The organism is Caulobacter sp. 05L422, from assembly GCF_056397765.1.
In genome coordinates, this window is the sequence record NZ_JBFTOB010000059.1 from 1 (window position 1) to 405 (window position 405).

The 405-nt window shown below is 66.9% G+C and carries 1 protein-coding gene; it reads left to right on the forward strand.

From position 1 onward, the window contains the following. The coding region (locus AC1DMQ_RS25805) for a flagellin (RefSeq protein WP_477036379.1) at positions 1 to 405 on the forward strand (405 nt) is incomplete at both ends.

The window sequence follows — 405 nt, forward strand, 5'->3', positions numbered from 1 at the left end:
CAACAGCCCAACAGCCTGCGCGACCAGATCACCAAGGCTGTCACCAACGCCAAGTTCAACGGCGTCTCGATCGCCGACGGCTCGACCACCAAGCTGGCCTTCCTGGCCAACTCGGACGGCTCGCAGTTCACCGTCAGCGCCAAGACGATCTCGCTGGTCGGCCTGGGCCTGGCCGCGACGTCGACCTTCACCACCGCCGCCGCCGCCAAGACGATGATCGACACCGTCAGCAAGGCGCTGGGCACGGCCACCAACAAGCTGGCCTCGCTGGGCACCAGCTCGACCGGCCTGGACACCCACCTGACCTTCGTCGGCAAGCTGCAAGACAGCCTCGACGCCGGCGTGGGCAACCTGGTCGACGCCGACCTGGCCAAGGAAAGCGCCAAGCTGCAGTCGCTGCAAACC